The sequence below is a fragment of the Stenotrophomonas sp. TWI809 genome (assembly GCF_039673205.1).
In the GTDB taxonomy this organism is placed as follows: Bacteria; Pseudomonadota; Gammaproteobacteria; order Xanthomonadales; family Xanthomonadaceae; genus Stenotrophomonas.
Genome location: NZ_JBDJLE010000027.1, coordinates 24743 through 42941, shown reverse-complemented (window position 1 = coordinate 42941; position 18199 = coordinate 24743). Strand labels below are relative to the sequence as shown.

16 protein-coding genes are annotated in these 18199 nt (G+C 67.6%); 8 read left to right on the top strand and 8 right to left on the bottom strand.

The features are described 5' to 3' along the window. The first annotated feature begins 138 nt into the window (after positions 1-138). Positions 139-1431, top strand: coding sequence for a DUF445 family protein (locus ABE472_RS16700; protein WP_070426981.1), 1293 nt, complete (start codon positions 139-141; stop codon positions 1429-1431). 63 nt (positions 1432-1494) lie between these two features. Here ABE472_RS16700 and ABE472_RS16695 read toward each other — a convergent pair whose 3' ends face one another. Both ABE472_RS16695 and ABE472_RS16690 read right to left on the bottom strand, forming a co-directional pair. Continuing rightward, positions 1495-2790 (bottom strand): aminotransferase class V-fold PLP-dependent enzyme, encoded by a 1296-nt coding sequence (locus tag ABE472_RS16695; protein WP_346466667.1) that lies wholly within the window; start codon positions 2788-2790, stop codon positions 1495-1497. After that, positions 2790-5150 (bottom strand): TonB-dependent receptor, encoded by a 2361-nt coding sequence (locus tag ABE472_RS16690; protein WP_346466666.1) that lies wholly within the window; start codon positions 5148-5150, stop codon positions 2790-2792. Before ABE472_RS16690 ends, ABE472_RS16695 begins: the two co-directional genes overlap by 1 nt. 386 nt (positions 5151-5536) lie before the next feature. Here ABE472_RS16690 and ABE472_RS16685 point away from each other — a divergent pair, with 386 nt between their 5' ends. The 5 genes from ABE472_RS16685 (at position 5537) to ABE472_RS16665 (ending at position 10675) form a co-directional block, all read left to right on the top strand. Then, positions 5537-7768 carry a TonB-dependent siderophore receptor gene (locus ABE472_RS16685; RefSeq protein ID WP_346466665.1) on the top strand — a complete coding sequence of 744 codons (2232 nt, stop codon included), beginning with the start codon at positions 5537-5539 and terminating at the stop codon, positions 7766-7768. Positions 7769-7851: 83 nt separating this feature from the next. Continuing rightward, positions 7852-8211 carry a DUF3649 domain-containing protein gene (locus ABE472_RS16680; RefSeq protein ID WP_237393520.1) on the top strand — a complete coding sequence of 120 codons (360 nt, stop codon included), beginning with the start codon at positions 7852-7854 and terminating at the stop codon, positions 8209-8211. Then, complete coding sequence (locus tag ABE472_RS16675) at positions 8208-9854, top strand: PepSY-associated TM helix domain-containing protein (protein WP_346466664.1); 1647 nt, start codon at positions 8208-8210, stop codon at positions 9852-9854. The genes ABE472_RS16680 and ABE472_RS16675 overlap by 4 nt, the downstream gene beginning before the upstream one ends. Continuing rightward, a complete protein-coding gene (locus ABE472_RS16670) occupies positions 9851-10186 on the top strand; it encodes a DUF3325 domain-containing protein (protein ID WP_070426976.1) in 336 nt (111 codons plus the stop codon). Before ABE472_RS16675 ends, ABE472_RS16670 begins: the two co-directional genes overlap by 4 nt. Before the next feature lie 33 nt (positions 10187-10219). Continuing rightward, positions 10220-10675 (top strand): hypothetical protein, encoded by a 456-nt coding sequence (locus ABE472_RS16665; RefSeq protein WP_083279877.1) that lies wholly within the window; start codon positions 10220-10222, stop codon positions 10673-10675. Positions 10676-10804: 129 nt separating this feature from the next. On the opposite strand, the gene ABE472_RS16660 is transcribed toward ABE472_RS16665, so the two are convergent. The 3 genes from ABE472_RS16660 to ABE472_RS16650 all read right to left on the bottom strand — a co-directional run bounded on the left by ABE472_RS16660 (position 10805) and on the right by ABE472_RS16650 (position 14137). Beyond that, complete coding sequence (locus ABE472_RS16660; protein WP_346466663.1) at positions 10805-11341, bottom strand: GNAT family N-acetyltransferase; 537 nt, start codon at positions 11339-11341, stop codon at positions 10805-10807. Between the two features lie 15 nt (positions 11342-11356). Then, positions 11357-13501, bottom strand: a complete 2145-nt coding sequence (gene rlmKL, locus ABE472_RS16655) for a bifunctional 23S rRNA (guanine(2069)-N(7))-methyltransferase RlmK/23S rRNA (guanine(2445)-N(2))-methyltransferase RlmL (RefSeq protein WP_346466662.1) — start codon at positions 13499-13501, stop codon at positions 11357-11359. A gap of 108 nt (positions 13502-13609) precedes the next feature. Next, positions 13610-14137 (bottom strand): hypothetical protein, encoded by a 528-nt coding sequence (locus tag ABE472_RS16650; RefSeq protein ID WP_070426973.1) that lies wholly within the window; start codon positions 14135-14137, stop codon positions 13610-13612. 57 nt (positions 14138-14194) lie between these two features. Here ABE472_RS16650 and ABE472_RS16645 point away from each other — a divergent pair, with 57 nt between their 5' ends. Further along, a complete protein-coding gene (locus ABE472_RS16645) occupies positions 14195-14764 on the top strand; it encodes an N-acetylmuramoyl-L-alanine amidase (RefSeq protein ID WP_346466661.1) in 570 nt (189 codons plus the stop codon). A 3-nt stretch (positions 14765-14767) separates the two neighbouring features. On the opposite strand, the gene ABE472_RS16640 is transcribed toward ABE472_RS16645, so the two are convergent. The 3 genes from ABE472_RS16640 to ABE472_RS16630 form a co-directional block, all read right to left on the bottom strand. Further along, on the bottom strand, positions 14768-15658 hold the full coding sequence (locus ABE472_RS16640) for a sulfurtransferase (protein ID WP_346466660.1): 891 nt from the start codon (positions 15656-15658) through the stop codon (positions 14768-14770). Continuing rightward, positions 15655-16458, bottom strand: a complete 804-nt coding sequence (locus ABE472_RS16635) for a CoA pyrophosphatase (protein WP_346466659.1) — start codon at positions 16456-16458, stop codon at positions 15655-15657. Before ABE472_RS16635 ends, ABE472_RS16640 begins: the two co-directional genes overlap by 4 nt. An 87-nt stretch (positions 16459-16545) precedes the next feature. After that, entirely contained in the window at positions 16546-17247 is a 702-nt protein-coding gene (locus ABE472_RS16630; protein ID WP_019185884.1) for an FKBP-type peptidyl-prolyl cis-trans isomerase, read from the bottom strand. A gap of 167 nt (positions 17248-17414) precedes the next feature. On the opposite strand from ABE472_RS16630, the gene ABE472_RS16625 reads away from it, so the two are divergent. Next, the gene (locus tag ABE472_RS16625) at positions 17415-18197 is read left to right on the top strand and encodes an enoyl-CoA hydratase-related protein (protein WP_346466658.1); all 783 of its coding nucleotides are present in this window, start codon (positions 17415-17417) and stop codon (positions 18195-18197) included. Positions 18198-18199: the final 2 nt, after the last annotated feature.

Below are 18199 nucleotides of genomic sequence, written 5' to 3'. Positions count from 1 at the left end.
CCCGCGGGGGTGGGGGGGGCGGGGGGCGGGCCCCCCGCCCCCCCCCCCCCACTACGGGGGCTTCTGCGCGGGGTTTCTGGTTGCCGGCCAGCGGCCGGCACTACCTGTTGCTCATGCCGGGGTCGTTAAACTGCCGCCATGACGCCCACCTCCCCTCCCGACCCGCGCCGCGCGCAGCTGCGTCGGCTCAAACTGATCGCCCTGGCCATGCTGGTGGCGATGCTGGCCGGCTTCGCGGTCAGCCACTGGCACGGCGAACGTGGCATCTGGGCCTGGGTCTCGGCGTTCTGCGAGGCTGCCGCGGTCGGCGCGCTGGCCGACTGGTTCGCGGTGGTGGCGCTGTTCCGGCGCCCGCTCGGCCTGCCCATCCCGCATACCGCCATCATCCCGCGCAGCAAGGACCGGATCGCCGACAGCCTGGCGCTGTTCGTGCGCGACCAGTTCCTGGAACCGCAGGCCCTGCTGGCCCGGCTGCAGGTGTTCGATCCGGCCAGCCGCCTGGGCAGCTGGCTGGCCGAGCCGGCGCGGGCCCGCATGCTGGCCGACATGGCGCGCGGCTGGGCGCTGCAGGCGCTGGACTTCCTTGATGAGGCCGCCGTGCGGCGGAGCATCCAGGGCTTTGTGATCCAGCAGCTGCGGCAATGGAACGCGGCCGCCACCGCGGGAGAACTGCTCGGCCTGCTCACCGCCGACAACCGCCACCAGCGCGTGCTGGACGAAGGCCTGACCCGGATCAGCGAATGGCTGGGCAACGAGAAGGTCAAAGACCGCGCGTCCACATTGATCGTGGGCTACATCCAGCGCGAGTGGCCCAAGCTGGCCAGCACCGTCAACTGGGTCAAGCCGATCGACGAGATCGGTGACACCCTCGCCGAGCGCCTGGCGCATGCGGTGCTGGAGGAACTGCAGCAGATCCTGGCCCAGCCCGAGCATCCGCTGCGTCGCGATTACGAGACCTGGCTGAGCGACTACATCCAGCGGCTGCGCGAAGACCCGGCCCTGGCTGAGAAGGTGGAACAGCTCAAGCAGCAGGTGATCGACCACCCGGCCGTGCAGGAGTACGTGCAGGGCCTGTGGGCGCGCATCCATGCCAGCCTGCGCGCCGACCTGGCCAGCGAGGATTCCGCACTGGCCGGCCATCTGCGCCGCAGCCTGGCCTCCGTAGGCGAGGCGCTGCAGGCCGACCCGTCACTGCGCGAAGCGCTGAACCAGCACCTGATGGACGGTGCCGAGCGCCTGACCACGCGGCTGCGCAGCGGCGTGACCGAGCACATCGCACAGACCGTCAAAAGCTGGGACGAACGCCATCTGGTCGAGCAGCTGGAACTGAGCGTGGGCCGCGACCTGCAGTTCATCCGCTTCAACGGCACCCTGGTGGGGGGGCTGATCGGCGTGATCCTGCACGCGCTGACGGTGTGGTTCCACTGGTAACCCGACCCGCGTCGGGCCTGCCGACGGACGCTGGCGAGGTCACCGCCAGCGTCGCCGGGTGCCTCAGCCAGCGACCGCGCGTACCGCCGCCACCAGTGCGTCCATCTGCGCCGGCGTGCTGAAGATGCCCGGCGTGACCCGCAGGCAGGCGCCCGAAGCCAGCCCTTCGCGCGGCACCACGAACACGCCGGACTGCTTCACCATCCGCTGCGAGGTGGCCGTGTTGTCGCGCATCGTGGTCTGCCCGCGCAGCCGGAACGAGGTGATCGCACTGGACAGGCGCGGATCGTCCGAGCCCAGCAGCTGGAGGCGTTCGTCGCCGCGCAACGCGTCCATCCACTGATTGCGCAGGCGCAGCAGCCGCGCCCGCTTGTTGGCCACACCGATGCGCTCGTGCAGATCCAGCGCGACCGGCAACGCCATGTAGGCGGCGAAGTTGACCGTCCCGGTGTGCACACGGGTACGGATGTCGTCGTGGTCCTGCTCGCCCATGTACGGATCCAGATCGCGCACCCGCCCGCGGCGGACATACACCGCGCCGACGCCGACCGGCGCGCCGATCCACTTGTGCAGGTTGATCCCGATGAAATCCACGCCCAGCGCGCGTAGCGGCGTATCCACCTGGCCGATGCCGTGCGCCGCATCGAGCACCACCTCCACGCCCGCCGCCCTGGCCAGCGCGGCGATCTCGGCCACCGGCAGCAGCATGCCGTTGCGGTGGTTGACGTGGGTCAGCAGGAGCAGGCGCACGCGCGGGTTGGCGGCCAGCGCGCGGCGGTACGTCTCCACGATGCTGTCATGGTCGAATGGCTCAGGCAGCGTGATCGCCACCGGCTGCACACCGCGCCGCGCCTGCAGCCACTGCATCGCGCTGATCATGCTGTCGTAGTCGGTATCGGCATACATCACCGCATCACCCGGCGACAGCCCGCGGTAGCTGCCGATCAGCACCTGCATCGCTTCAGTGGCGCCCCGGGTGAGCACGATTTCGTCGGTCTCCACGCCCAGCACCTGCGCCAGACGCACGCGGGCCTGCTCAAACAGCGGTGGAAACGCCAAGCGCCCGAACCAGGCGTTGCCGGCATTCACCGTGGCGGTGGCCTGCTGGTAGGCCTGCAGCACCGGGCGCGCCATCGCGCCCCAGTAGCCGTTGTCCAGCATCACGACCTCGTCGGTGAGGTCGTACAGCGCGCGCACCTGGGCCCACCAGGTTTCGTCGGCGGCCAGCTCGGCCGGCGTGCGCGCGCCCACTGCCGGCAGCGCCAGCGGCTCAGCGTCCATGGCGTTCGCACCGGAGAGTGCCGCAGCGACTGGCAGGGCCAGTGCGCCACGCAGCAGAGCACGTCGTTGCCGGTCCATCAGTAGCGGATCCGGTATTCGGCATAGAGGTTGCGGCCGTCGGTGTCATACGGCGCGTTCCGCGAGTAGATCAAGCCACGGCTGGCCTGGAAGCTGGCCTCCTCCGGGTAGCGGTTGAACAGGTTGTCCGCGCCGATCCGCAGCGTCTGCTGCTCGGTGACATTCCAGCTCACGGCCAGATCGACGAAGCTCATCGCTCCGAAGCGCTGGAAGATGTCGCCGGTGGCATTGCCCGAAGAGTCCGTCCATGCCCCGTAGTATCGCAGCTTGCCGAGCACGCTGAAGCGGCCCCACGCATACGTGCTGCTGAGCGTGGCCTTCTGCCGCGGCAGGCGCTCTTCGAAAATGCGGCGCTGGCTTTCATTGGTGGCCACGCCGGTGGCACCGCTGTCCACCTGGGTCTGGTTGTAGTTGTAGCCCAGCGTGGTGCTCAGCCGGCCCGCCCCGAGTGCGGTGGTGTGGCTGGCCACCACATCGACACCGCGGGTGGTGGTGTCGAAATCGTTGGTGTAGAAGCTCACCGAGGTATACGCCAGCGGATTGGGCACGCCGGCGGGCACCGCGAACGAGGCCGACTGGCTGAAACGGTCGGTGACCTTGATGTCGTACAGGTCCACCGAGCCGGAGAAGCCCAGGTGGTTCTTCCAGGTCAGCCCGAGCGAGGCGGTGCGCGATTGTTCCGGCTTGAGCGGTTGGGCGCCGAGCTGGATCGCCAGCGGATCGCTGGGCGACAGGCGACCGGTGGTGAACACCTGCAAGGTCACGGTATCCAGTCCCTGCTGGGTGCTCTGCGTGTACAGCTGGCCCGGCGTGGGCGCGCGGAAGCCGGTGGAGACCGAACCGCGCACGGCCAGGTCCGGGGTGAACTCGAAGCGGCTGGAAAGCTTGCCGTCCACGCTCTCACCGAAGGCCGAGAAGTGCTCGTAGCGGGTGGCTGCGCCGACCGTCCAGCGCGCGGTCAACGGCGCTTCGACATCGATGTAGGCCGCGCGGCTGCGCTGGCTCCAGCGCCCGGCATTGGCCGCACTGAAACCCGGCGCACCGTTGGCGCCACCGGCCAGGCCGGTGACCGCCCCCGGCCCGATCGCATACGACGCCGGATCACCGGCATCCACCCCGTAGGTTTCCTCGCGCGTCTCCGCGCCGAAGGCGATGTTGATCGGTGCGGCCAGCGCGCTGACCGGCAGCGAATAGACGATATCGGCGTTGAGGTTCTTCTCCTCCTGCGAGAGGCGGCCGAGGTAGAACGAGGTGGGGCTGTCCGGGCCGAGCGAGGCATTGATCGAATGGCCCAGCGTGTAGTCGATGCGGTTGCGCCCGTAGGAGCCGCTCACATCCCAGCGCCAGCGCTCGCCCCAGTAACCGCGCAGACCGAGCACGCCCTGCAGATCGGCCTGCTCGTTGCCGTACTTCGGGCTGAAGCCGGTCGGGTACAGGCTGCGCGCGTCCCAGCCGGGGAACACACGGCTGCGGTTATAGACCGAGGCGGTGCCATCGGGATTGCGCCAGTTGAAATCACTGACGCCTTCGCTGTGGCCGTACAGACCGAAACCGTAGAGGTCGACGCTGTCGTTCAAGGCGAGGTTGAGGTTGAAGCCGAAATGGCGGTTTTCCAGGTCCGGCTGGCCCCAGCGCTGCACCGGATCGGGCACGACCAGATCCGGGTGGGCGTTCTGGAAGGCGATCGCATCGGCGCGCTGGCGGCTGCGCGAGGTCGCGTCGGATTTGTCCCAGTCGGCGAACAGCGACAGGCTGCCCTTGTCACCCAGCGCGAAGCCGTGCCGGCCGCCGATCTTGCGACCGGTCCCATCGCCTTCGCTGTATTCGGACAGGCCCAGCGACAGTTCCCCGCCGACGCGGTCATCCAGGATGATGTTGATCACCCCGGCGATGGCGTCCGAGCCGTACTGCGCCGACGCGCCGTCACGCAGCACTTCGATGCGCTGGATCGCATGCACCGGAATCTGCGCCAGGTCCGGCCCCTGCGCGCCGCGTGCGCCCAGCAGCGCCGAACGGTGGAAGCGGCGGCCGTTGACCAGCACCAGGGTCTGGTCCGGCGAGAGACCCCGCAGCGTGGCCGGCCGCACGAACACCAGGCCATCGTTCATCGGCATGCGCTGGACCACGAAGGAAGGCACCAGCTGGGCCAGCACGTCGTTGAGGTCGGACGACTCGATCGCCTGGATCTCTTCCTGCGAGAACACGTCCACCGGGGCCAGCGTGTCGAACTGGGTGCGGTTGCTGCCGCGCGTGCCGGTGACGATCATCGTGTCCAGGGTGGCGGGGGCCGCGGCAGTCCCTGCCGGGGCGGCCTCGGCACGCGCATCGGCGGCCGTGGCAAAGGTAAGGACGGACAACACCGCTACAGCAAGCACACAACGATTCACTGACGACTCCGCGGACGAACAGATGGGGGATGCCGTAACGGCGTGTCACGACATCCTCACAGTCTGTTGACGCGATATTGCCCGGCAATGACACGCAGGCGACGTTCTTGCAGCCCGCCACACATACGCCAGCGCACGGCTTTCCCCGCTCTCGACACCGCCATGACGCTTGTCTATCGAAATGATAATGACTATCATTCACTGATCGGCTGTACGCCTAGCCAACCGGCGCCCGGAAGCATCACGCCCTCCCCGCGCAACGCCCCGTGTACACCCCCTGATCCGCTGCCCTGCCTGCCCTGCCGCCTCTGGCAGCGTCGCTGTGCGTGCTGCCGTTTTCTCACACTGGAAGTGTTGCCATGTCCCGTTCGTCCGCGTCACCGTTGTCCCGGCCATCGTTGTTGGCCATCGCGCTGGTTGCTGCCCTCGCCGGGCCTGCACTGCCCGCCTTCGCCGAGGCCGGGCCGAATGATGCGACCACGCTGGACACGATCAAGGTGACCGCCGACGGCGAGATTCCCAATTCCTACACGGTCAAGCAGGCCAGCACCGCCACCAAGTTGAACCTGTCGCTGCGCCACACCCCGCAGTCGGTCACCGTGCTGACCCGCCAGCGCCTGGACGACATGGGCCTGTACGCGCTGTCCGACGTGATGGGCCAGGTCACCGGCGTGCATGTATCGGTCACCGATTCGGAGCGCATCAACTACATCTCGCGTGGCTACAGCATCACCAATTTCCAGATCGACGGGATGCTCAACACGTTTGGTGGCTCGCTCAAGACCAACACCGACAGCGCGATCTACGAGCGCATCGAAGTGGTCCGCGGCGCGACCGGCCTCACCACCGGTGCCGGTGATCCGTCGGGCACCATCAACATGGTTCGCAAGCGCCCGACCCAGGAGATGGCGATGAGCGCCGGCCTGACCCTGGGCCGCTGGGGCAACCAGCGCCTGGAAGCGGACATCGGCGGCCCGGTCGCGCTGGACGGCCGCGTGCGTGCGCGTTTTGTCGCCGCCAAGCAGCAGAGCGATTCCTTCCGCGATGTGTACCGTCTCGACAAGGACGTGTTCTACGGCATCGTCCAGGCCGACCTGACCGACAGCACCCTGTTCGAAGTCGGCTATGACTACCAGTCGCCGGAAACCAAGGGCGTGACCTGGGGCGTGGTGCCGTACTGGGGCCCGGACGGAAAGCCGGCCAACCTGCCGCGCTCGACCAACCTGTCGGCAAGCTGGAGCAGCTGGCCGATCGTGGAAAAGACCACCTTCATGCGCCTGGAGCAGCAGCTGGGCAAGGGCTGGTCGCTCAAGGCCAGCGCGACCCAGGCCAAGCGCAACACCGATGGCGACGTCTGGTACGGCGCGCAGGGCTATCCCGCGCCGGATGGTACCGGTGTGCGCGCCTACCTTTCGCATTTCGCCGAACGCAGCGAAATGAACGTGTTCGACCTCAACGCCAGCGGCCCGTTCCAGCTGTTCGGCCGCGAGCATGAACTGGTGTTCGGCGTCGGCCAGTCCGTTCGCAAGGGCGAATCGCCTGCCTCGGAGTTCGTGCAGCCGCCGGGCTACGACGTGGTACCGGACTGGCGCACCTGGACCGGCGACGTTGCCCCGTTGCCGCTCACCCGGCATGACTGGCTGGCCTCGGAGAACGAGCTGACGCAGAAGGCCGCCTACGTGGCCGCCCGCCTGCAGCTGGCCGATCCGTTGCTGGCCGTGCTCGGCGCGCGCTATGGCAGCTGGGAGACCCGCAGCTGGCGCTATACCAACGATGCGGCCGGCAACCGCACCGGTACCACCCGCGGCGGCTACAAGCCGGACGATTCGCTGACCCCGTACGTCGGCCTGGTCTACGATTTCAGCAGGCAGTTCAGTGCCTACGCCAGCTACACCGACATCTTCCAGCCGCAGGACTACCGCGACAAGAACAACGATTACCTGGAGCCGGTGGTCGGGGACATGTGGGAGGCCGGCCTGAAGGGTGAATTCTTCGGTGGCCGCCTGAACACCTCCGCCGCGGTGTTCAAGGGCGAGAAGGACAATGTCGCCGAGCTCGATGATTCGGTACCGGCCGCCTCGCTGCCCGATGGCAGCAGCGCCTACCGTTCCACCGGCAAGGGCAACAAGGTCAAGGGCTGGGAACTGGAAGCCCAGGGCAGCCTGACCGAGAACTGGAACGTCTCGGCCGGTTTCGCGCACACCACCATCCGCAACCAGGCGGGCGTGGCGCAGAACACCACCAACCCGGTGGACACCTTCCGGCTCAACACCAGCTGGCGCCCGAGTGGTGAGTGGAACCGCCTCTCGCTGGGGGGCGGCGTGACCTGGCAGAGTCGTATCTACCGCGCCAGCACCAAGCCGCGTGCCGATTACGCGACCAGTGGCCGCACCGAATCGGCGTTCATCACCCAGGATGCGTTCTACCTGGTGAATGTGTTCGCCGGCTACCGCTTCAATGACAATTTCTCCGCGCAGCTCAACGTCAACAACCTGCTCGACAAGAAGTACTACAGCAACGTCGGTTTCTACAACGGCGTGTACTGGGGCGAACCGCGCAACGTGATGTTGAACCTGCGCTGGAAGCTCTGACACCGGCTCCAAGGGACCACTGCGACGCGCAGTGAACACGGCCAGGGATGGCCACTATCATTCATCACCGGCTGCGGCCGGTGATGCCCGTTTCCCCGATCGATCAGCAGGTTTCCGTGGACAGCACGCCGCACGCCAGCGCCAGGTTCAACCGTCTTGGTTCCTTCTTCGCCCGCCCCTGGCTGGGTGTCCTGTCACGTTCGCTCGCCGCGATCTTCGGCGGCTACGCGCTGGCCGCGACCTGCTCGATGTTCTTTGCGGTCGCGCTGCCGATCGCGCGCGGGCAAGCGGTGCTGACCGGCATGCTGGTGGCGATCGTGCTGTGCGCCTGCGCGGCACTGTGGGCGTTCGCTACCCGGACCGCGCTGCGCGCGTGGGTCGGCATCCTGATCCCGACGGCGCTGTTCTGGCTCGGCACCCGCCTGCTGCAGGGGGCCGCATGAAGAACGGATTCCGCCAGTCGATGGCCTGGCTGCACACCTGGACCGGCCTGCTGGTCGGCTGGCTGCTGCTGCTGATTTTCATGGCCGGCACGGCCAGCTATTACCGCGAGGAAATCAGCCGCTGGATGCGCCCGGAGCTGCCGCGCAGCAGCGTGAGTGCCGATGTGTCCGCCGAGCGTGCTCTCACCTTCCTGCAGCACAAGGCGCCGCAGGCCGAGAGCTGGAATGTCACCCTGCCCGACCCGCGCAACCCGGCGATGCGCATGTTCTGGCGCAACCCCGAATCGATGGTCAAGCCGCCGGTGGAAGGCGAGCGCCGCCGGCGCGGCGGAGGCCGCTTCGGCGATGCCACCGTCGATCCGAACACCGGCGAAGAGATCGCCGCGCGCGAAACCCGCGGCGGTGACTTCTTCTACCGCCTGCATTTCGACCTGCACTACATCCCCGTTTACTGGGCCCGCTACCTGGTCGGCTTCTGTGCGATGTTCATGCTGGTGGCGATCATCACCGGCGTGATCACGCACAAGAAGATCTTCAAGGACTTCTTCACCTTCCGCCCGGAAAAGGGCCTGCGGTCGTGGCTGGATTTCCACAACGTCAGCGCGGTGATGGCGCTGCCGTACCACGCGATGATCACCTACACCGGCATCGTCACGTTGATGTTCATGTACCTGCCGTGGGGCGTGAGCGTGGCCTATCCCAAGGATGAGGAAGCGTTCTTCAGCGAGGCCTTCGCGCGTCTGGCCGATATCGACACACCGACCGAAGGCACGGCCACCGCACTGCCCATCCAGCAGTTGCTGGATGCCGCGCGCGCCGAGTGGAAGGGCGCCCAGGTGAGCGGCTTCACCCTGTACCACCCGGGTGGGGCCAATGCGGTGATCGATGTGTACCAGCGTGATGGCAAGCGGCTGTCGGTGGATACGCCGTCGTTGCGCTATGACGCGGTGAGCGGCGCGCTGATCGAGGCCAGCCCGCTGTCCGGTGGCGCCACCCAGACCCGCGGGGTGATGTACGGCCTGCACCTGGCCCGCTTTGCCGACTGGGGACTGCGTGCGTTGTTCTTCGTGTCCGGCCTGATCGGCTGCCTGATGGTGGCCAGCGGCGTGGTGCTGTGGGCGGTCAAGGAACGGCCCAAGCATGCCAAGAGCGGAAAGATCGGCTTCGGCCTGCGCCTGGTGGACGCACTCAACATCGGCGCGGTCGCCGGCCTGCCGATCGCCTTCGCCGCCTACTTCTGGGGCAACCGGCTGCTGCCGGTGCAGATGGCCGAGCGCGCCGATACCGAAGTGAACGTGTTCTTCTACGCCTGGGCTGCGGCCCTGCTGGCGGCCTTCATCTGGCCCAAGCGGCTGATGTGGGCATGGCAGCTCTATCTGGGCGCGGCGATGTTCCTGTTGATCCCGGTGATCAATGCCCTCACCACCCACGCACACCTGGGCGTGACCCTGCGCACCGGCGACTGGGTGCTGGCCGGGTTCGACCTGATGATGCTGGCCTTCGGTGCGGTGCTGGCCTACTGCGCGCTGCGCATGCAGCGTTGGCAGCCGGCGCTGAGCGCGGCGGAGAAGAAGAAGCGGCAGGCCGCTGCGGTGGCAGCAGCCAAGGCGCAGGAGAGCGCGAACGTGGAGGCCAACGCATGATGCTGCTGGCCCTCACCGTGAGCTTCTCGGCCTTTACCGCGCTGTCGCTGGCCATGGACAAGCACCAGCTGGACCTGCACGGCAAGGCGCCGGCCAGCCCGGCACGCATGCGGCTGTGGCGTTGGCTGGGCTGGGCGCTGCTGACGCTGTCGTTCGCGCTGTGCGTATGGGACCACGGCTGGGCCGCCGGTCCGGTGCTGTGGCTGGGTGCGATGACGGTCAGCGGCATGCTGATCGCCTTCGGCCTGTACCCGTTCCGGCCACGCTGGATCGCCCCGTTGGCGTGGGTGTTGCCGCTGGTGGGACTGGTGGTGGCGGTGGTCGCGCGCTGAGGGAGCGCATATCGGCTGTGCTAGCATCAAAGGATGGAGATGGCAGGACACTTGCAAAGGATCGCGGATACGTCCTATTTCTCGCGCATGGGCCAGCCGATACCGTTAACAGAGGGTGTTTGCGTCGCATTGTCCTTGGCCGAGGCGATAGAAGTCATCGAGGACGGTGCCTTCGACTGGATGCCATCTTCGCTGGAAGACGTGGATCCATTTCATGGTCCGCAGGCGACGCCCGTCGAGCTGCTGCAACCACGCCGACAGCTCAATCGCGCCTTGATGCGCGCCCTGTCCGCCCATGCACACGACAGCCTGCGGGTAGCGCCACACGACTTCCATATCGTCGCACGCAATGCTGCGATGTACGGCTATCGCCACTGGATCCTCGAACGTCACCTCGGCCTGCCGCCCCACTGGCAGCGCGTGATTGACTGGTACGAGCGCGGACATTGGCCGGTGGGTCATGCACCAGGGCAATTGCTGGTGGTGTAACGCGGTGCTTGCGGGAGGTGAGAACGCATCGCTGGGACCCAGCCACGCATGGCGTGGCTCTACCTTCAGATCGATCCCTGCGGCGCACCCGCCGCACCCTCACGGGCGTCGCCGCATCGCGATCGCCGGTCAGGGCACCAGTGAAAACATGTGCGCCGCGACCGGACGGCCGTCGATGACCAGACGGTTGCGCGCCACGCCTTCGCGCAGAGCGCCGGCCTTCACCGCCACCCGTTCGCTGGCGAGATTGTCTACCGCAACGACGATCTCCACCCGATGCAGGCCCAGCGGCCCGAACGCCTGGGCCGCCAGCGCCTGCACGACGCGGGGCGCCACGCCCTGGCCACGGCACGACTGCCGCACCCAGTAGCCCAGGTTGCAGAAACGGGGATCGTGCTGGATCTTGTTCAATCCCGCGCCGCCGACGAAGGCGGCCGTGTCCTGGTCGAAGATTCCGTATTCGCAGGCCGTGCCTGCCGCCCAACCGTCCCGGCAGGCCTGGAACCATTGCAGCGCCTGCTCGACGCGGTAGTCGACCGAGCTCCACGGCATCCAGCGCCGCATGCCCTCGGCCGACTCACGCACCGCCGCTGCGAACGCAGCGGCGTCGGCATCCTCGAACGGTCGCAGCAGCAGCCCGTCGGCGTGGAGCTGACTGTCGTCCATGTCGGCCCGTTCCCGTCAGGCGCCGTAGCGGCGCAGTTCCCACGCGCGGTGGATGCGCGGGTTGCGCTCGAAGTCCGCCCCGATGGTCTCGGGCGAAATCTCCTTGCACTCCGCGAATTCCTTGATCGCTTCATCGTCCAGCTTGAAGCGGCGGAAGTTGTTGGAGAAATACAGCACGCCTTCCGGGCTCAAGCGCGCCACGGCCGCGCGCAGCAGGCGCACGTGTTCGCGCTGGATATCAAAGTCATCGGCGCGGGCGGAGTTGGAGAACGTCGGCGGATCGCAGAAGATCACGTCGAAGCGGTGACGTTCGGCTTCCAGCCACGCCAGCGCATCGGCCTGGATCAGCTGGTGCTGGCTGCCGCCCTTGCCGTTCAACGCGAGATTGTCGGCGCACCACTGCAGGTACGTACCGGACAGATCCACGCTGGTGGTGGTCGCGGCACCGGCCACGGCGGCCTGCACCGAGGCGACACCGGTGTAGCAGAACAGGTTGAGGAAGCGCTTGCCCTGGGCTTCCTGCGCCATGTGCCAGCGCAGTGGACGGTGGTCCAGGAACAGGCCGGTGTCCAGATAATCGAACAGGTTCACGCGCAGCAGCGCATCGTTCTCGCGCACCAGCACGAACTCGCCGCGCTGCTCGAAACGACCGTACTTGCTGCCGCCCTTGCCACGCTCGCGTGACTTCAGCGCGACCTGCTCGGCCGGCACCTGGAAGACCTCGCGCGCGGCCGAGAGCAGCTCGTTGCGGCGGCGACGCACATCCACATCCGGAATGGTCGCCGGGGCCGCGTATTCCTGCACATGCAGGAAGGTCCGGCGGGCACCACCGTCTTCTTCATAGACATCGATGGCGGCCGCGTACTCGGGCAGATCGGCATCGTAAACGCGGTAGCAGGTGATGCTCTCGCGCGTCCGCCACGTCTTGAACTTCTTGATGTTCTTGCGCAGGCGGTTGGCCACCATCTGCGCGCCTTCGCTGAGCTCGCGCGGCTGGCCGGTGTTCTCGCGCTGCGGTACCGCGATCGGGTCGCAGACGATCAGCGCGCACTCGATGGCGCCGTTGAACAGCTGGTACTTCTTGTTGGCGCGCAGGCCGGTGGCGAAGGCCAGGTCGGCGCTGCCGCACAACAGGCTGGCGCGCCACTGCGGCACCGCGCGCTTGAGCGCGTCGCCGAGTTGGCGGTACAGCACCGCGTCGGCGGCCAGGCGCTCGTCATAGGGCGGGTTGCAGACCACGCAGCCGGTCTCCTGCGGCGGAACCTGCACATCGGTGATGTCGCGCACGCCGAACCAGATGGCATGGCCCACACCGGCCGTTTCGGCGTTCTGCTTGGCCGCATGGATGGCGTGCGGATCCACGTCGCTGCCGTGGATCACCTGCTTGAGTGCGCTGCGGCCGGCGGTTTCGCGGGCGCGCGCTTCTTCCATCAGGCTGTTCCAGGCGTCGCGGTCGAAGCCCAGCCAGCGGCTCGGCGGAATGCTGCCATGGCGCTGCAGGCCCGGGGCCACGTCGGCGGCCATCAAGGCGCCTTCGATCAGCAGCGTGCCGCTGCCGCACATCGGGTCGAGCAGGCCACCGCCTTCGCTGCGGATCTTCGGCCAGTTGGCGCGCAGCAGCACCGCGGCGGCCAGGTTTTCTTTCAGCGGCGCATCGTTCTGCGCCATGCGCCAGCCGCGGCGGTGCATCGGGCCACCGCCCAGGTCGATCGAGATCGTGGCCCGGCCCTTGCGCAGCGACAGGTTGATGCGCACGTCCGGGAAGTCGGTGTTGACCGACGGTCGCTCCAGGCCCTGCGACCGCAGACTGTCGACCACACCGTCCTTGACCCGCTGCGCGGCAAAGCGCGCATGGGTGATCTCGGTGCCGGACACATGCGCGTCCACCGACAGGGTCAGCTCGGGGCTGATGTGCTGCTCCCACGCCATCGCCGACACGCCCTGGTAGAGCGAGCCTTCGTCGGGGCAGTCGAACTCGGTCAGCGGCCACAGCACCCGGCTGGCCAGGCGCGACCACAGCACCACGCGCTGCGCCTGCGCCAGCTCGCCCTCGGCGTTGACGCCGGAAATGGTGGCGGTGGCCTTTTCCAGGCCGAGCGCCAACAGTTCGTCGGCGAGCAGATACTCCAGGCCCTTGGCGCAGGAAACAAAGAATTTCACGGAATCGGTATCGCAGGTCAGCGGAGAGGGGGTGCCCACGGGCACGGCAAGCAGCCGGGCACGGGTGTCCGGGGGGCCATTGTACGTGAGGCGGGCTGGAACGCCCGGTTACAGCGTGGCCAGCAGTTCCTCGAAGGCCCGGCTCGAGGCCTCGACGTGATCGGTCAGGCGGTGGCCGTCGTCCACCATCAGCAGGCGGGCCGAGCGGGCCTGGGCCCAGGCGATCACCTCCGCCGGCGGGATCAGCTCGTCGTGCCAGGCGTGGACCACGCTGGTCGGCACGCGGGCGGCATCCAGCGCGGGCATCGGCCCCATCCGGGTGGGCGGCACCATCAGGAACAGGCCCTGGACCGGCACCTGCAGCGAGGCGATGGCCGAAATGTACGAACCCAGGCTGGAGCCGGCCAGCACCACCGGGCCCTGCACGACACGGGCCGTGGCCAGGGTGACCAGGCGCTGCAGGCGGGCGCGCACATCGCCCAGGCTGCTGACCTCGCGCTGGGCGTCCAGATCGGTGTAGTCCGGGCGCTCGTGGGTCCAGCCCAGGCGCTCGGCGACGTCGGCCAGGGCGGTCACCTTGATGGCGTCCGGGCCGCTTTCAAAGCCATGGGAGAGGATGCAGTGGCCGCGGCTCATGCGCACACCGCGCGGGAATCGATAGGAGCGTTCATGCCTGAATGCTAGCATCGCCGCATGCCCGACCGCGCCCCGCCCGCCATCGATGCACAGCCCCTGCCCTACCAGGACAGGCTGCTGTCCCGCACGCACGACGAGATCGATCTGGTGGTCATCCACTGCACCGAACTGCCGGACCTGGCGATGGCACGCGAGTACGGCGAACGCGTGCTGTATGACAGCGGCACCGGCAACAGTGGCCACTATTACATCGACCGCGATGGGCGCATCGTCCAGTACGTGTCATTGGACCGCGTCGCGCATCAGGTCAGTGGCTATAACCCGCGCTCGATCGGGATCGAACTGGTCAACACCGGGCGCTACCCACATTGGTGGGATTCCCGCCACCAGGCGATGGACGAGCCCTACCCGGATGCGCAGATCGCGGCGCTGATCGACCTGCTGCAACACCTGTGCGGGACGCTGCCCGCGTTGGCCCATATCGCCGGGCATGAGTGGCTGGATACGCGCGAGGAAGTGGCCAGCGACGATCCGGAACGGCGGGTGCCGCGCAAGCGCGATCCGGGTCCGATGTTCCCGTGGCCACGCGTGCTGGCGGCGGTGCCGCTGCAGGAACTGCGTGGGTGATGATCAGCCGGTGTCGACGGGACGCGACGGGTCGCTGACCCAGCCGCTCCACGAATCCGCATAGATCCGCGCCCCTTCCAGCCCGGCGGCTTCCATCGCCAGCAGCAGATGGCAGGCGGTCACGCCCGAGCCGCACATCAGCACGACCTCGTCCGGTGCGTGCGTGCCGATCAGCGGCTGCAGCGCGGCGCGCAGATCCTCCGCAGGGTGCAGCCGTCCCTCATGCACGTTCAACGCGAACGGACGATTCACCGCGCCGGGCACGTGGCCGGCGACCGGATCCAAGGGCTCCACTTCGCCCCGGAAACGCTCGCCCGCCCGCGCATCGATCAGCCAGCCCGGCGCGTGCTTGAGACGCGCCTGCACCTCCTCCACCGAGGCGATCTGGCGGCGGTCGAACTGCCCCGGGTACGGCGGCAACGGCGTCACCTGCGGCAGCGCTGCGGTGACCGGCAGACCGGCGGCCTGCCATGCCGCAAATCCGCCGTCGAGAACGCGTACCTGTGCATGCCCGATCAGCCGCAGCAGCCACCACAACCGCGCGGCCGCCATGCTGCCGTCGCCGGCGTCGTAGACCACGACCTCGGTTTCCGGCCCGATGCCCCACGCGCCCAGGCGCGCGGCGAACGCATCGCTGTCCGGCAGCGGATGACGGCCATGGCCGGTGCGGCCAGGATCGGACAGGTCCCGGTTGAGATCGGCGTACAGCGCGCCGGGCAGATGGCCCTGTGCATACAACGCCGCACCGGACTGCGGATCGGCCAACGAGAACCGCGCATCCACTACCCGAAGCGTGGGGGCGGCACTGGCCGCCGCACGTGCATCCATGAGGCGCGTGGCGCCGTCGTCCAACGCCTGTGCGAGGGCGGTGACATCGATCAATGGCGTGGTCATGCGGTCTGCTCCAGGCGGCGACGCAGGTTGTAGAGAATGGCGGCGGTCGCACCCCAGATCCGCTGCCCGGGCCAGCCGTATTCGAGCACGTGGCGGATGCGACCGCGGTGGTCGATCTCCACGTGGTGCAGGTTGGCCGGATCCATCAGGTAGGACAGCGGCACTTCGAACACTTCCGCGACCTCGCCCGGTTCGGGCACGGCCACGAAGGCAGGATCGATCACGGCCACCACCGGCATGACCCGGTAGCCGGTAATCGTCACGAACGGATCCAGATACCCAAGCACCTGCACCTGATCGTGCTTGAGTGCGATTTCCTCGTCACTCTCGCGGATCGCGGCGGCGACGGCATCGCGGTCCTCCGGCTCCATGCGGCCACCGGGAAAACCGACCTGGCCCCCGTGATGGCGCAGCGTGTCGGTGCGCCGGGTCAGCAGCACCTGCGCGCCGCCCTCGCGCGGAATGATGCCGGCCAGCACGGCCGCTTCAACGGGCGGGCCGGGCGGTAACAGATCGATCAGTTCGCTGCGGTTCCAGCCATCGCCGGACGGCGGCCGGTCCAGCGGATGCAGCGCGCGCAGCAGGCGCTCGTGTTCGGCCAGCGAACCGCGCAGCGATTGCCGCAGTTGTTCGCGCAGGGGCAGCGTGTGCTGCATGACGTGATGCTGTTCGGGTCGGCTCATGGTTCGCCAGCGGGTGATTTCATCCACGGTGCGCAGGCAGCCCGAGCAGACACCGGCGCGATCCAGCGCGCAGATTCCGATGCAGGGAGTGGGCACGGCATGCGGGGATTCTTCCATCGATTGCACCGGTCAACAGTACCGCGATTGCACGGAAACAAAAAACGCGCCGGTGTTTCCACCGGCGCGTTCTTGATGTTGCGAAAATTACTTGACGCTGACGAGCTTGATTTCGAACTGCACCGCGACGTTCGGCGGGAACGGCGTGCGCGGATCGGCACCATAGGCCTGATCCGGCGGCAGCGTCACTTCCCACTTGGAGCCAGCCGGCATCTGCAGCAGGGCTTCACGCATGGCCTTCATTTCAACTTCGCTGACCTTGATGCCCGGGATCTGCTGGGCCGGACGCGCTTCGGCCGGACGGGTGCCGAACGGATACGGACCGGCCACTTCCAGCTGCACGGTGCTGGCCTGGGTCGGCTTGGCACCCTTGCCGGCTTCGATCACGCGGTACTGCACGCCGCTCGGAAGCGACTGCACGCCGGCCTTGGCCTTGTTGGCGGCCAGGAACTGGGTGCTCTTGGTCTTGTTCTCGGCGGCAGCCTTGTCGTACTCGGCCTTGGCGGCCTGCGCACGACCCTGCTCACGCTTCTGGAAGGCTTCGACGGCGGGCTTCAACTGCTCGGCCGTGATCGACGGCTGCTTCTTGGCGTAGGCATCCTGCAGGCCCTTCACCACCGAGTTGATGTCCAGCTGCTCGCCGCGTGCGGTGAGTTCAGCCAGGTTGTTACCGTAGTCGTAACCGAAGTAATAGCTCAGCTTGCCCTTTTCGGACGAGGTGTCCTGGGCGAAGGCATTGCCCGTCAGGGCCAGGGCCGCGACGGCGACCGCGATAGAACGCAACTTCATCAAACTTTTCTCCAGGGGTGGTAACTCAGGACGCGTTGGGCCGCCCTGAGGCGACGGGTTAGGATAGCCGCCGCAACGTTGAACCGCCACTAACGACGCAGGCTCTGACCTGACTTCGTTTCAAGAGTTCAACATCACTTTTTTTTAACGTTTTCAGGAGTCCTGCCGTGGCCGACGCCCTTATCGCGATTATGGACGATGGTGCCGTACGCACTGTGACGGTCAACCGCCCGGACAAGCTCAACGCCCTGAACCGGGCGACCCTGGAAGCCCTTGATACGGCCTTCGCCGAGGCCGCTGCCGCCCCTGGGGTGCGGGTGGTGGTGCTGACCGGCGCCGGTCCCAAGGCGTTCGTCGCCGGTGCGGACATTGCCGAAATGAACGGCCTGAGCGCGGTTCAGGGTCGTGATTTCTCACTGCTCGGCCAAGGGTTGATGCGCCGCATCGAGCGCATGCCCAAGCCGGTGATCGGCAAGATCAACGGATTTGCGCTGGGCGGCGGCCTGGAACTGGCCATGGCCTGCCACCTCCGGGTGGCCGCGGAGACCGCCAAGGTCGGTCAGCCAGAGATCCATCTGGGCCTGATCCCCGGCTTCGGTGGCAGCCAGCGGCTGCTGCGCCTGTGCGGCCGCGCCGCCGCACTGGAGCTGTGCCTGCTGGGCACCCCGATCACCGCCGCGCGTGCCGCGCAACTGGGCATCGTCAATGAGGTGGTCCCGGCTGCGGAGCTGGATGCCCGCGTCCAGGCTCTGGCGTCGCAATTGGCCTCGGCCGCGCCTCTCGCGCTGCGCGGCATCCTCGATGCGATCCATATCGGCGGCGAATGTTCGCTCGGCGAGGGGCTGGAGTACGAGAGCGTGCAGTTCGGCCTGATGTTCGCCACCGAGGACATTCGCGAAGGCACCAGCGCGTTCCTGGCGCGGCGGCCGCCGGTGTTCAAGAACCGCTGAGC

Bases quoted from the DNA above. Each gene is read 5' to 3' on its own strand.
- ABE472_RS16670 (WP_070426976.1), top strand. From the start codon at position 9,851: ATGATGCTGCTGGCCCTCACCGTGAGCTTCTCGGCCTTTACCGCGCTG.
- ABE472_RS16640 (WP_346466660.1), bottom strand. From the start codon at position 15,658: ATGACCACGCCATTGATCGATGTCACCGCCCTCGCACAGGCGTTGGAC.
- ABE472_RS16665 (WP_083279877.1), top strand. From the start codon at position 10,220: ATGGAGATGGCAGGACACTTGCAAAGGATCGCGGATACGTCCTATTTC.
- ABE472_RS16660 (WP_346466663.1), bottom strand. From the start codon at position 11,341: ATGGACGACAGTCAGCTCCACGCCGACGGGCTGCTGCTGCGACCGTTC.
- ABE472_RS16685 (WP_346466665.1), top strand. From the start codon at position 5,537: ATGTCCCGTTCGTCCGCGTCACCGTTGTCCCGGCCATCGTTGTTGGCC.
- ABE472_RS16650 (WP_070426973.1), bottom strand. From the start codon at position 14,137: ATGAGCCGCGGCCACTGCATCCTCTCCCATGGCTTTGAAAGCGGCCCG.
- ABE472_RS16695 (WP_346466667.1), bottom strand. From the start codon at position 2,790: ATGGACCGGCAACGACGTGCTCTGCTGCGTGGCGCACTGGCCCTGCCA.
- ABE472_RS16675 (WP_346466664.1), top strand. From the start codon at position 8,208: ATGAAGAACGGATTCCGCCAGTCGATGGCCTGGCTGCACACCTGGACC.
- ABE472_RS16680 (WP_237393520.1), top strand. From the start codon at position 7,852: ATGCCCGTTTCCCCGATCGATCAGCAGGTTTCCGTGGACAGCACGCCG.
- ABE472_RS16700 (WP_070426981.1), top strand. From the start codon at position 139: ATGACGCCCACCTCCCCTCCCGACCCGCGCCGCGCGCAGCTGCGTCGG.
- ABE472_RS16630 (WP_019185884.1), bottom strand. From the start codon at position 17,247: ATGAAGTTGCGTTCTATCGCGGTCGCCGTCGCGGCCCTGGCCCTGACG.
- ABE472_RS16635 (WP_346466659.1), bottom strand. From the start codon at position 16,458: ATGGAAGAATCCCCGCATGCCGTGCCCACTCCCTGCATCGGAATCTGC.
- ABE472_RS16645 (WP_346466661.1), top strand. From the start codon at position 14,195: ATGCCCGACCGCGCCCCGCCCGCCATCGATGCACAGCCCCTGCCCTAC.